The 13136-nt window shown below is 61.0% G+C and carries 11 protein-coding genes; 6 read left to right on the forward strand and 5 right to left on the reverse strand.

Going from position 1 to position 13136, the window contains the following annotated elements:
• Positions 1 to 62: 62 nt before the first annotated feature.
• Together FP2506_RS12670 and FP2506_RS12675 are read right to left on the reverse strand one after the other, a co-directional pair.
• Positions 63 to 1337 (reverse strand): D-amino acid dehydrogenase, encoded by a 1275-nt coding sequence (locus FP2506_RS12670; protein WP_007067906.1) that lies wholly within the window; start codon positions 1335 to 1337, stop codon positions 63 to 65.
• 367 nt (positions 1338 to 1704) lie between these two features.
• Positions 1705 to 2802 (reverse strand): TRAP transporter substrate-binding protein, encoded by a 1098-nt coding sequence (locus tag FP2506_RS12675; protein ID WP_007067908.1) that lies wholly within the window; start codon positions 2800 to 2802, stop codon positions 1705 to 1707.
• 543 nt (positions 2803 to 3345) lie between these two features.
• On the opposite strand from FP2506_RS12675, the gene FP2506_RS12680 reads away from it, so the two are divergent.
• Positions 3346 to 4110, forward strand: coding sequence for a gamma-glutamyl-gamma-aminobutyrate hydrolase family protein (locus FP2506_RS12680; protein WP_007067910.1), 765 nt, complete (start codon positions 3346 to 3348; stop codon positions 4108 to 4110).
• Here the strand turns inward: FP2506_RS12680 and cbiB are convergent.
• A complete protein-coding gene (gene cbiB, locus FP2506_RS12685) occupies positions 4102 to 5079 on the reverse strand; it encodes an adenosylcobinamide-phosphate synthase CbiB (protein ID WP_007067911.1) in 978 nt (325 codons plus the stop codon). The two genes, FP2506_RS12680 and cbiB, sit on opposite strands and share 9 nt — an antisense overlap.
• A 144-nt stretch (positions 5080 to 5223) precedes the next feature.
• A complete protein-coding gene (locus FP2506_RS12690) occupies positions 5224 to 5487 on the reverse strand; it encodes an SMc00767 family acetate metabolism repressor (RefSeq protein WP_007067912.1) in 264 nt (87 codons plus the stop codon).
• A 347-nt stretch (positions 5488 to 5834) separates the two neighbouring features.
• On the opposite strand from FP2506_RS12690, the gene FP2506_RS19360 reads away from it, so the two are divergent.
• The 3 genes from FP2506_RS19360 (at position 5835) to FP2506_RS12700 (ending at position 8400) form a co-directional block, all read left to right on the forward strand.
• Entirely contained in the window at positions 5835 to 5969 is a 135-nt protein-coding gene (locus FP2506_RS19360) for a hypothetical protein (protein WP_274533406.1), read from the forward strand.
• Between the two features lie 41 nt (positions 5970 to 6010).
• Positions 6011 to 7504 carry a helix-turn-helix domain-containing protein gene (locus tag FP2506_RS12695; RefSeq protein ID WP_007067914.1) on the forward strand — a complete coding sequence of 498 codons (1494 nt, stop codon included), beginning with the start codon at positions 6011 to 6013 and terminating at the stop codon, positions 7502 to 7504.
• 101 nt (positions 7505 to 7605) lie between these two features.
• A complete protein-coding gene (locus FP2506_RS12700) occupies positions 7606 to 8400 on the forward strand; it encodes an aspartyl/asparaginyl beta-hydroxylase domain-containing protein (RefSeq protein ID WP_040489137.1) in 795 nt (264 codons plus the stop codon).
• A gap of 258 nt (positions 8401 to 8658) precedes the next feature.
• Here the strand turns inward: FP2506_RS12700 and FP2506_RS12705 are convergent, their stop codons facing one another.
• Entirely contained in the window at positions 8659 to 10473 is a 1815-nt protein-coding gene (locus FP2506_RS12705) for an ATP-binding cassette domain-containing protein (RefSeq protein WP_040489888.1), read from the reverse strand.
• 253 nt (positions 10474 to 10726) lie between these two features.
• Here FP2506_RS12705 and FP2506_RS12710 point away from each other — a divergent pair, with 253 nt between their 5' ends.
• A complete protein-coding gene (locus FP2506_RS12710; RefSeq protein WP_007067917.1) occupies positions 10727 to 12553 on the forward strand; it encodes a flavin-containing monooxygenase in 1827 nt (608 codons plus the stop codon).
• Positions 12554 to 12922: 369 nt separating this feature from the next.
• Positions 12923 to 13090 carry a DUF1328 domain-containing protein gene (locus tag FP2506_RS18435; protein ID WP_007067918.1) on the forward strand — a complete coding sequence of 56 codons (168 nt, stop codon included), beginning with the start codon at positions 12923 to 12925 and terminating at the stop codon, positions 13088 to 13090.
• The last annotated feature ends 46 nt before the right edge of the window (positions 13091 to 13136 follow it).

Here is a 13136-nt window from a genome sequence, read left to right on the forward strand (position 1 = left end):
GCTGGGCGCGGGGATATCAGCCGCCGTCTAAACGCCGACGGCAAGCACTGGAGTGGTCTGATCTATTCGGCAGCATGCGACCGGGCGGGTCTTTCGGCGGCGACTGAAGTCCGTCCGTAAACCTCGGCGACCTCGCTCGCGATCATCTCGGCCGTAATGGGACCGAGCGTCCAGCCGAGATGGCCGTGGCCGGTGTTGTAGAAGACCGTCTTCGAACGGCCGCGCCCGACCTTCGGCATCATATTCGGCATCATTGGACGAAGGCCGGCCCATGATTCATAGTCGCCGATCGAAACACCTGGAAAGCGCATCCGGCACCAAGCAAGCAATGGGTCGATACGCTCCTGCCGTACGGTTCGGTCCTCGCCGGTAAATTCAGCTGTCCCTGCGATCCGAAGGCGCTCGCCGAGGCGGGTCCCTACGATCTTGGCCTGGTCGTCGAGAATCGAGACATGGGGCGCGGCCTTGCGGCTCTCCTCGTCCTTCAGTTCGATCGTGATGGAATAGCCTTTGACCGGATAGACGTTGACACGGTCCCCCAGCATTCTTGCGATCGCTCGGCTTTTCACACCGGCACAGACGACCAGCGCGTCGAAGGTCTCGGTCCTTTCGGGACCGTCATTATTGAGATCGCGCACGGTGAGTTCGGCGCGGCTTTCGTCGGCTTGGGCGTTCGTCACCTTTGTCTCGTAGCGAATCGTTGCGCCGTTGCGCTGGCAGGCTTCGGCAAGCCCGCGGGTGAAGCTATGAATGTCACCGGTGAAATCGCTCTCGGTGTAGTAACCACCGATGAAGTTCCCGGTCACGGCCGGTTCGATCTGCCGGATTTCCTCGGGTGAGACGTAGCGGCGGATCAGCCCGCCTCGTTCAAGAAGCCTGTTGACTTTCGTGGCATGCTCCAGCTCGCCGGCATCTTCGAAGACGTGCATGATGCCACGTTTCTCGATGTCGAAGTCGATCCCCTCACGATCGGCCATTTCGAGGAGGTGACGCCGTGCAGCGATCGCCATCTCGGTGGTCCGGATGGTGTTTGCCTCGTAGGAACGCGAGGCGAGGACGAATTCCAAGAGCCACGACAATTTATGCGGCGTGGGGGCCGGATGGACGAGCAGAGGCGCGTCTTTCGTGAACATCCATTTGAGGCCCTTGAGAAAGGTCGAGGGCCGGTTCCAAACCTCGGCGTTCGAGGCCGAAAGCTGCCCAGCATTGGCGAAGGAGGTTTCCATCGCCGCACCGGGACGCTGTTCGAAAACGCAAACGTCGAACCCTCGCTCTAGGAGCTTGTAGGCAGCAGTGATGCCGGTGATCCCGGCTCCGAGGACGGCGATGCTGGTCATGGCACGCTTCCACTTCGACGCTTATGCACGAGGTGAAAGTCTGTGCGCTGCAGGGCAGAAAGGCAATCACCCAACTACACATGATCGCCAAACTGTAATGCGCGGTGGAGCCAGAGATGGCACGCTGGAAACACGCCCGTCGAGGCAAGCAGAATGAAACCTTGGCAGTTAACCCGATATTGGATCGGCAACACGCTCTTGAAGGTACCGGTCAATGGGTAAGGCGATCCTGCATTCCAGGCTATGGCGGTCACGACGGTCCGCTCAGCTCACCTCCGCACGTACGCACGTGACGAAGGCCCCGAGCTTCGCTTCCGGGGCCTTCGTTTGCTGCAGATCGCTGCAGGAACACTTGTCCGCCGGGCGCTCAGATCGCTCCATTTCGCTGCTGGATCATCATGAAGGTGTCGTAAGTGTATTCCGACAGCTGCGCATAGAGATAAGCGTCGCGTTTGAATTCGATCTGGCTGTCGTAAATCTTCTTGAAAGCCTCATTCGAGCTCGAGATATCGGCGTAGATTTCTTTCGCCGCGTCGTAGGCGGCCTGCATGACGTCTTGGCTGAAAGATCTGAGCTTGGCACCTTCATTCACGAGGCGGCGGATCGCGGCGGGATTCTTGTAGTCGTAGCTCGCCAGCATGTCGCAATTGGCTGCCTGGCAGGCGGCTGTCAGCACGCCCTTGAAGTTGTCCGGCAATTCGTTCCACTGGTCGAGATTGACGAAGGTGTGGACGGTCGGTCCGCCTTCCCACCAGCCCGGATAATAGTAGAAGGGCGCGACCTTTACGAAGCCGAGCTTCTCATCGTCATAGGGTCCTACGAATTCGGCACCGTCGATCACGCCCTTTTCCAGGGCTGGATAGATATCGCCGCCGGCGAGTTGCTGCGGCACGGCGCCGAGGCGCTCCATGATGCGGCCCGCGAGACCGGCGATGCGCAGTTTCAGGCCTTTCAAGTCGTTGAGTGTATTAATTTCATTGCGGTACCAGCCACCCATCTGCGCGCCGGTATTGCCCGAAGGAAGACCGTAGAGACCCTTGGTCGCGAAGAACTCGTTCATCAGGTCGTTGCCGCCGCCATAGTAGTACCATGCGTTCATCTGGCGGGCGTTGAGGCCGAAGGGAACGGTCGTTCCAAGCGCGTAGGCGTCGTCTTGGCCGACATAGTAGTATGATGTGGTGTGGGCCATTTCGACAGTGCCGTCTCTCACTGCATCTGCAGCTTGAAGACCAGGCACGATCTCGCCCGCGGCAAAGACCTGGATCTCGAACTGGCCGTCAGTCGCCTCTGTCACGTATTTCGCTACGGTTTCAGCGCCACCGTAGATTGTATCAAGCGACTTTGGAAAGGACGAGGTGATGCGCCATTGCAGCTTGGGGCTTTCCTGCGCGATGGCCGGGGTGGCGAGAGCCGTCGCTCCGAGTGCGCCGGTCGCCGCTCCGGAAATGAATTTGCGTCTGTCCATTGTGATCCTCCCTCGGGAAATGTTCAAACCGGTTTCGAGACAAGCCCTATGGCCTTGAAGCCGCAGAGACAAGATTAAGCGTCGACCGCCGTCTATCGAACGACGAATTCCGACGGCTGGGAGGGGGTTCGGAAACGAGAGCGAATGGTCGCGATGGGCGATCCCGTGACTGTTCGGACAGAGCGAAGCAGCAGCGTCCGGTGCTATAGTTGCGCTTCGCAGATCAAGCATCAGGGCGAAACTTGGGATCGGGCGTTGTTCGAGAACACGGAAGGCTCGCGATCCGACCGCAGAGACTCGACCGATCCGACGTGACACACGCTCTGGGTCTCTCGATCGAGCCGCCGCGGCGACACGATCTTATCGACAGGCCGCACTGGCGCATCCTCAGAAATCGAGAAACGTGATCGCAGATACGATGAACCGGCTCATCGGAACAGATCTGGCAGCACGCCATCGTGACACAGGGGCGGTGGCATAATATCAGGGGACGCCATCGCGCTCTTCTTCCGCTCCAAGACCTTGCGAGACTCGTTCCGTCCGATGACGTACCCCGCTTCGATGCCACTCATCGCCGTCCCCTGTGACGTCCGCCTTTTCGAGAACTATACCTGGCACGCGACGCCGGACACATACCTTAACGCCCTCGTCCGCGTATCGAAGGCGACGCCCGTTCTCTTGCCCGCGATGGCCGGGGAAATTGATTTCGAAACGGTGCTCGGCCGCATCGATGGCGTGATGCTCACGGGCTCGGTCTCGAACGTTCATCCCGACCGCTACGGCGTGCCGCCCAGCGTCGCCCACGAGCCCTTCGATCCCGCGCGCGATCGGCTAACGGAGACGCTTATCATGAAGGCAATCGAGGCCGGCGTGCCGCTGCTGGCGATCTGCCGGGGCCATCAGGAGCTTAACGTCGCCTTTGGCGGCACACTCGTGCCGGAGGTGCAGGAGATCGAAGGCCGAATGGATCACCGGGCGATCAAGCATCAGGAGCAACGCGAGCGCTTCGCGATCCGTCACGACGTGATGATTGAACCGGAGGGACATCTCGAGACGATTGTCGGCAAAGGCCCGATCCGAGTGAATTCGCTGCATCGCCAAGGGATCGACCGACTGGGCAGTGGGTTGGACGTCGAGGCGACGGCACCCGACGGTACGATAGAGGCTGTCTCTGTACGGGACGCAAAGACGTTCGCAATGGGCGTCCAATGGCATCCGGAATATTGGGCCGAAAGCGATGCCGCCTCGCGCGCGATCTTCGAGGCGTTCGCGGAAGCCTGCCGCGCACGCGCGGAACGGTCAGCTTAGAATCAAGGCGAGCATGGCGAGCGCGGCGCTCGCCCAGAGAAGCCGATCGAAGAGCTTACGCGTGAGCCGAAGCGCCGCTTCGATATCGAAACGCTCGATGTCCCGCCGTCCGTCCGGGTTGAGATAGGGCGCATCGACAACGAGCGCGCCGTAGCGGCGGGGCCCGCCGAGCGCGATGTCAAGGGCGACGGCCGCCGCCGTCTCCGGCCAGCCGGCATTGGGCGAGCGATGGAGCGGCGCATCGCGCCTCACTAGCCCCCTCCTCTCCGACCGCTTCACAGCATCGCGAACGCCGACCCTCAGGAAAAGCCAGGCGGTAATGCGCGCGGGAACATAGTTGAGCGCATCGTCGAACTTCGCCGATGCCCGACCGAAATCGCTGTATTTCTCGTTGATATGTCCGATCATCGAGTCGGCTGTGTTGACGGCTTTGTAAACAAGCATCCCCGGCAACCCGAGAACGAGATACCAGAAGAAGGGTGCGACGATACCGTCAGAGGCGTTCTCGGCGAGGCTCTCGATCGCCGCGCGTGAAACGCCGGACTCGTCGAGCAGGTCGACGTCCCGGCCGACGATCTTCGCGACCTCGCGGCGGCCCGCGTGGAGACCGCCTTCGGCGAGAGCCGTGGCTACGGCCTTCACGTGATCGAGCAGGCTTTTCTGAGCTAGAAAAACGGAAACGAGCGCAATCTCGGCGACAAATCCGAACGGCCCGAAGATATCGAATAGCGCGGACAGGCCGAGGCCAGTCAGGGTGCTGGCGACGACGAGGCCGACGAGGAAGAGGAGCCCATTCCGACGTCGCGTCTCTGCCTTTTGCGACGGGTCGTTGAGGCGTGCATCAGAATAGTCGATGACGCGACCAAAAACGACAACCGGATGCGGAAAGTGCCGCCAGATGGTTTCGGGATCGCCGACGATGCGATCGAGCAGCGTTGCGAAGAACAGTAGGGTGAAGTGGGTGGCCATGATCCGGCATCGAAGGCCGCGCCGCCGGCGATGCGGACGCTCATTCGGCTGTAAAAATCAGAGGACGATGCAAGAAAGCTCTGCCCATAAGCCCCGGCGAAGCGGCACGCGCGCCGGGACCAATCTTGTTGCACGCTATGGAGATCAGCTTTCGGTGCGAACGATGACGGGGATCAGGAGATCACCCCAATTGCCATTGCCCCCGTGGTGGCGAGCCGAGCGTACGAGTTCGACCGAGACACCTGCTTCAACCGCTTTCATGACGGACTGATTCAGGCGGTGGAGATCGTTCGCCAGCATGCGGATGGCCGCCTGCTGATCATCGCCCATCGTGCTGGACTGCTCTTCGGCCCGCTCACGCACACGGGTACGGGGACGGTCCTCACCGGTCGTATTGTTGTCGCTCATCGATGCACTCCCAAAATTCTGTTGAGCGTGTTTTGACGGTTTCCCGCCCGCTTCGCAAGGGTTCCCGGCGGACTCCCCGAAAACCGAAGTTCGAGCGGACATTTTACAAAGCGCTGGCCGCCGCCTTGTCAAAGTTGTAAAAGGGATCGAGCATTCCGCTATACGGATTGTTGCGGCGCACACAATATTTCGTTGCCCGTATGCAACAGCGTTCGAAAGACCGCATCTGACTGAGATTGTTCACCAAATTGCGGCCTGAAAGGACCCTCATTTGCCAAATAGCAACGGATTTACGTCACTCTCTACCTGTTTCAAACACACGTTCGGTCATGGAAAGGGCCGCGGTCATGGTCGGTTTTTTCAAACACCTCTTCACGCGCATTGCCGCCTTCATTCATCCGACCTATCGGCCGGAACGCTATTATATGCGCGGCCCCGGCCCGGCCTGCGCACGGCGAGCGGGACAACTGACGCTTTCCTGACCAAAAATCAGGAAACCTGCCGCGGTTCTGAGGGCTGAACCGTGGCCGAGAACAAGATCTTTGCCGGCCCGCGCATCCGCAGCATCCGCCACGGACTTTCCCTGACGCAGACCGCGATGGCTGAAGGGCTCGGCATCTCTCCCTCCTATCTTAACCTCATCGAGCGCAATCAGCGACCGCTCACGGTCCAGCTCCTCTTGAGACTTTCCGAGACGTACAAGGTCGATCTTGCCGATCTCCGCGGATCCGAGGACAAGATCCTCGGCGAGCTGAAGGCGCTGTTCTCCGATCCACTTCTTTCGGGTGAGATCGCGGGGGACCAGGAACTCGCCGAGATCGCAGAAGCCGCGCCCAATGCGGCGAAGGGCATCCTGAAGCTCTATCGCGCCTATCGCGAACAGCAGAACCGGCTTACCGATCTCTCGACCCTTCTGGCGCAGGAAGGCCGCACAACGAGCGTCGCCGAAACGCGGCTTCCGATCGACGAAGTGCACGAGATTTTCGAAAGCCGGCCGAACTTCTACGCCGCGATCGACACGGCGGCGGAGGCCTTTCACGGCGAACTCCAGATCGATGCCGGCGAGGATGCGACGACGGCGCTTAAGGCCTGGCTGCGGAAGGAGCGGGACGTGACGGTGCGTGTCCTCCCCGTCCATCGCATGCCGAACTATCGCCGCCGTTTTGACCGGCATTCGCGGCGGCTGTTCCTCTCCGAGCGGCTCTCCCATGCCGACCGGCTGCGCGAGATCGCGCTTCAGGCCGTGACGCTGAAATTCGCCGAGGTGATCGACGCGGAGTGGAAGACCTTCACCTTCTCCACCGACGAGGCGCGCCGCCTCGCCCGCTTCGAACTCCTGCGCTACGCCGCCCACGCCCTGCTAATGCCCTATGGGGCCTTCCAGAAGACAGCGGTAAGAGAGGCCTACGACATCGACGTCCTGGCCGCTCGCTTTCAGGTCTCCTTCGAGCAGGCAGCGAACCGGCTGACGACATTGCAGCGGCAGGGCGCGCCCGGCCTGCCCTTCTTCATGCTGGAGATCGACAATGCCGGCAATCACTTCCGGCGCGCCGGTGCGCGAGGGTTTCCGGCACAGCGCTTCGGTGGCGAATGCCCGAAGCTTCCCGTTCACGCCGCCTTCGCCCAGCCCGGCCACATCATCGTTGAGGGCGCGGTGACGCCGGAGGGTACCGAATTTCTGCTTCTCGCGCGCACGCTCGAAGGCTTGCAGACGGGCTTCGAGGAACGCCCGCGCCGCACCGCGATCCTGATCGGTTGCGATATCGGCTACAAGGACGAGACGGTCTACGGACGTCAGCTCGAGACGGGCCGTCCAAGGCCGGACAAGGCGCGAGCCGAGCGCGAGCCGAGCGAGGGCGATCGGACAGGCGACGACACCAGCCATCTCCTCAAGATCGGACCGGCCTGCCGGCTCTGCGAACGTCAGGCGTGCCTTGCCCGCGCCGAGCCGCCTCTCGCGCGCCCATCCGGCTTCGACGAGATGGTCACTGGCCTCTCGGCCTTTGATTTTCAGTGATCAATTTTCACAACGCAACTCGTGCGCCGGTCGCCCGTTCTGCGACAATCGAATGACGGACCGGATCGACGGTCGGTCAGTGCATGATACGAGTTGAGACGATGAGCAAGACCGCGACCGACCAAAAGTTCAAGACCGAAGGCCTCGAAGACACGATGGGCGGTGGCGGTTTCGCCGCCCGCACGGTGCAGAGCCTAGTCGACAGGGCCGAAAAGCTCAATCTCAAGCATTCCGCCGTCGGCAATCCACCCGTCTTCCCGACCGACGCCTTTCCCTGGGCACGCGAGGTCGAGAGCGAATGGAAGCTGATCCGCGCCGAACTCGACAAGTTGCTTGTGCGCAAGGGCGAACTACCGGCCTTCCACGAGATATCCTCGGAAGTGCGGTCGATCTCATCCGACAAGGACTGGAAGACGTTCTTCCTGTGCGGCTACGGCATCAAGTCCGAAGAGGCGATCAAACAGTGCCCGGAAACCTGGCGCATCCTCCAGAAGATCCCCGGTCTCAAATCGGCGATGTTCTCGATCTTCGAGCCGGGCAAGCACCTGCCGCCCCATCGTGGTCCCTATAACGGTGTCCTGCGCTTCCATCTCGGCCTGATCGTTCCCGACGAACCGGACAAGGTCGGCATCCGCATCGACGATGAGACCCATCACTGGGAAGAAGGCAAGGCGCTGATCTTCGACGACGCCTACGAGCACGAGGCCTGGAACCACTCCGATGATGTGCGCGTCGTGCTGTTCGTCGATTTCGAGAAGCCGCTGAATCAGCCGGCCAAGGCGACGAACAAAGCCATCCTCAATATGGCGATGTTTACGCCGTTCATCCGCGAGGGGTACAAGGCCCACAAGAAGTGGGAGAAGATGTTCTACGGCGAGGGCACCAAGCACCGATAGGGTGTGGGGCTGGCCTCTTGGGTCGCCCGATCATGCCTGTCGATGGGGCAATGACTGACGTTCGTCGCGGCTTTACCATCATGGCACAATCCCTCGACGCGTCATCCTCGGGCCCCATCCCGAGGATCCACGCGATGCGCCGATAGCCCGCTGAATTCTGCGGCCCGGCGAGACGAGGGATCGCGCTGGATTCTCGGCCCGGAGGCCGAGAATGACGATGGTATTGGGCTTGGCGCGGACTCGCGATGCGGCGAGGACCTACCCGCTCGCCATCATCTCCAGCTCCAGCCATTCGTCCTCGGCCTTCGCTAATGCCGCCCTGTCCGCGTCGATGGCGGAGGCGATTTGGTTGAAGCGATCGGGGTTCTTCGCGAAGAGATTCGGATCGCTCATTTCGCTTTCCGCTCTGGCGATCCGGTTCTCCAGCTGCTCGATTTCCTTCGGCAGGTTTTCGAGGGCGAATTTCTGCTTGTAGGAGAGCTTGTTCGACGTTGAGGGCAGTTTCGGACTGGCCGAGGCGTTCGACACTGCGGTCTTCTTCGGCGCCGATTTCCCGCCGTCCGACTTTTGCGTTTTCGCCGCGTCGCGTTTCTGGGCGAGCATGTCGGAATAGCCGCCGGCATATTCGAGCCAGCGGCCTGCCTCGGCCGGGTTCACGACGCTCGTCACCGTGCGGTCAAGGAAGTCGCGGTCGTGGCTGACCAGAAGGACGGTGCCGGGATAATTCGCCACCAGCTCCTCCAGAAGGTCCAGAGTCTCCATGTCGAGATCGTTGGTGGGCTCATCGAGCACGAGGAGATTGGCGGGCGTCGCCAACGTCTTGGCGAGAAGCAGCCGGGCGCGTTCGCCGCCGGAGAGATTGCCGACGGGGGTGCGCATTTGTTCGGGCTTGAAGAGGAAGTCCTTCAGGTATCCCGCCACGTGGCGCGGCTCGCCGTTGACCATCACCTGATCGCCCTTGCCGCCGGTGAGCGCGTCGGTGACGCTCTCCTCGTCCTGCAGGGCTGCGCGCTTCTGGTCGAGGAAGGCGAGATCGAGATTGGTGCCGAGCTTCACCCGGCCCGTATCTGGCTCGATCGCGCCGATGAGCATCTTCAGCAATGTCGTCTTGCCCGCGCCGTTCGGGCCGACGAGGCCCAGACGGTCGCCACGGGCGATGCGGGTGGAGAAATCCCTGACCAGAGTCCGGTCGTCATAGGTCTTCGAAATATCGAACGCCTCGATGACGAGCTTGCCGCTTTCGCGCGTCTCGCCGGCACTCATCACCACCTTGCCCTCGGCCCGGCGCGCATCCTTGCGGTCGCGCCGAAGCTGATGGAGACCTTCGAGCCGACGCTGGTTGCGCGTGCGCCGCGCGGTGACGCCGTAGCGCAGCCAGTGCTCCTCGCGCACGATCTTGCGGTCGAGTTTCTGAAGGTCCCGTTCTTCTTCCTCGAGTAGCTTGTCGCGCCAGCCCTCGAAGCTGGCGAAGCCCTCGTCAAGACGCTTCGCGGAGCCACGATCGAGCCAGACGGTGGCGCGCGTCACGGTTTGAAGGAAGCGCCGGTCGTGGCTGATCGTGACGATCGCGCTCTTGATCTGACCGAGTTCGCCTTCGAGCCACTCGATCGTTGGGAGATCGAGATGGTTGGTGGGCTCGTCGAGAAGGATGATATCGGGTTCGGGAGCCAATGTGCGGGCGAGCGCCGCGCGACGAGCCTCGCCGCCCGAGAGGTTCGACGGCACCATGTCCTCGGACAGACCAAGCGCTATCAGACACATGTCGACACGGTAGGAATCATCCGCCGGGCCGAGGCCCGAGCGCACATAGTCGCCAACGCTCTCGAACGTGCCGAAGTCAGGCTCCTGCGGCAGATAGCGGAGGGTCGTTCCAGGCTTGAGGAACACCTCGCCGCCGTCCGGCTCGACTTGTCCCGCCGCGATCTTCAGAAGCGTCGACTTGCCTGAGCCATTGCGACCGACGAGCGCGATCCGGTCGCCCGGCAGAACGTTGAGCTCGCAGCCGGTGAGAAGCGGTGTTCCGCCAAAAGTGAGGCGGACATCGTCGAGGCGAAGAAGCGGTGGTGAGGCCATGCGGCTCATTTAGCCTGCGGGCTGCCTCGCCGAAAGAGGTGGTACTGTCGAATTCGGTGCAGGCTAATATCGAGCGAAAGCACGATCTGAGGCAAAGACTTCGAAGGGGACCAAACACAACTCCGTGCATGACCCTTGCACTTTCGGTCCCTTGCGAGGATTCGGCGCGGGCCTCACACTGTCGTTCGGTTGGGCGTGCGTTGGGAGAACGCACCGGCCTGCTCGCATGAGACTGAAACCCGGGAGGTATAAGATGAGCGAAACGCTCGAAAGACTACAGACCCAAGAAAAAAGCGAAGCCCGCAAAAAGGCCGAAGCCTGGTTCGAAGATTTCGAGAAGGCGCTTGCCGCCGGCGATGCGGAGGCGGCCGCGAACATGTTCGCTGCCACGAGCTTCTGGCGCGACCTCGTCACCTTCACCTGGAACATCAAGACGGTAGAGAACCCGGCCGGCGTGAAGGACATGCTCTCGGCGACGCTGGACCGGGTGAGGCCAAAGAACTTTCAGCTCTCCGACGAACCGACCGAGGACGGGGGCGTCACGACTGCATGGTTCACCTTCGAGACCGATATTGCGCGCGGCGAGGGTCTCGCGCGACTTCAGGACGGCAAGGCCTGGACCTTCCTCACGGCTATGACCGAACTCAAGGGTTACGAGGAAAACCGCGGCACGCAGCGGCCGCTCGGCGCCGTCCACGGTCATGGCTCCGATCAGCTGAACCTGCGCCAGCGCATCGATCATGAGAAGGAAACACTCGGCTACGAAAAACAGCCTCATGTGGTGATCGTAGGTGGCGGTCAGGGCGGCATCGCGCTCGGTGCGCGGCTGCGCCAGCTCGGCGTGCCGACGATCATCCTCGAACGGCGGAATCGCCCCGGCGACTCCTGGCGTAACCGCTACAAGTCGCTCTGCCTGCACGATCCGGTCTGGTACGACCACCTGCCCTATCTGAAGTTTCCAGAGAATTGGCCGGTCTTTGCGCCGAAGGACAAGATAGGCGATTGGCTGGAATTTTATACCAAGGTGATGGAGCTCAATTACTGGGAGAAGTCCGAAGCGACTTCGGCGCAGTACGACGGATCCAAGGGTGAATGGGTCATCGAGGTCAATCGCGATGGCAAGAAGCTGACGCTGCGCCCGAAGGAGCTCGTCTTCGCTACCGGCATGAGCGGTAAAGCTAATTTGCCGAAGCTGCCCGGCCAAGACACTTTCAAGGGCGAGGTCCAGCACTCTTCCCAGCATCCCGGGCCGGATGCCTACAAAGGCAAGAAGGTCGTTGTCGTTGGCTCGAACAATTCGTCCTTCGACATATGCGGCGCGCTCTACGAGGCTGGTGCAGACGTCACCATGGTGCAGCGCTCGTCGACGCATATCATCCGGTCCGAACCACTAATGGAGCATGGGCTCGGGGACCTCTACTCGGAACGGGCTGTCGAGAGCGGTGTCGACACACACACGGCGGACATGATCTTCGCCTCCCTCCCCTACCGGATCCTCCACGAGTTCCAGAAGCCGGTCTACGACAAGGTGAAGGAACTCGACAAAGCATTCTACGACGGGCTGGAGAAGGCCGGTTTCAAGCTCGATTGGGGCGACGACGGCTCAGGCCTCTTCATGAAATATCTGCGCCGGGGCTCGGGCTATTACATCGATATCGGCGCGGCCCAGCTGATCATCGACGGCAAGGTGAAGCTTGCATCCGGCCAAGTGAAGGAATTCACCGAGACCGGCATCAGGCTTGAGGACGGCACGGAGCTACCGGCCGATCTTGTGGTCTTCGCCACCGGTTATGGCTCGATGAATGGCTGGGTGGAAGATCTTGTGGACCGCGAGACCGCGCTGAAGATCGGCAAGGTCTGGGGTCTCGGTTCCGACACCACCAAGGATCCAGGTCCGTGGGAGGGTGAACAACGCAACATGTGGAAGCCGACGCAGGTGGAGCATCTGTGGATGCACGGCGGCAACCTTCACCAGTCCCGGCATTATTCGCTCTATCTCGCTCTTCAGTTGAAGGCCCGATACGAGGGCATTCCAACCCCGGTCTACGGCCTGCAGGACGTTCACCACGCGGGCATTTGATTTTGCGCAACGCTGAGGCCGCGTTCACCATCTTTGGAAGGGTCGATCTTCACGGATCGGCCCTTCCGTTTTGAAAGGGGACATCTGATCGAACCCTAATGAGTTCCCGCTTCTTTGCCAGCTTTCAATAAAGAATGGTTCTTGTTTTCCGCCAAGCAGATTTCGCAACGAATGTGCAAAAGAGAATTTCGGCTACGTCGCTTGCCGACTTAGTCTGTAAACGATGACGAAAATAAATTCTTACATGAACGGGATCAGATCATAGCTATCGACGTTCTTATCTCCAGAATCACCGACGACTCGACCGGAGGGATAAACGGGACGGTCCCGCGCCGATGATCATAAACTGATCTCGAAAGGACCATGACCATGTTTGGTTGGGCAATACTTTTTCTCGTCGTCGCACTTGTTGCGGCAGTTCTCGGTTTCGGCGGCATTGCCGGAACGGCAGTCGGTATTGCAAAGATCATCGCAGTCGTTGCGATCGTCCTCTTTATCATCTCGCTGTTCATGGGTCGCCGCGGGCGGCCACTTTGACGCTAGGTCGATTTACGCGGTGCGATGCTTACGGGCGTCGCACCGC

Source organism: Fulvimarina pelagi HTCC2506, from assembly GCF_000153705.1.
Classification (GTDB): domain Bacteria; phylum Pseudomonadota; class Alphaproteobacteria; order Rhizobiales; family Rhizobiaceae; genus Fulvimarina; species Fulvimarina pelagi.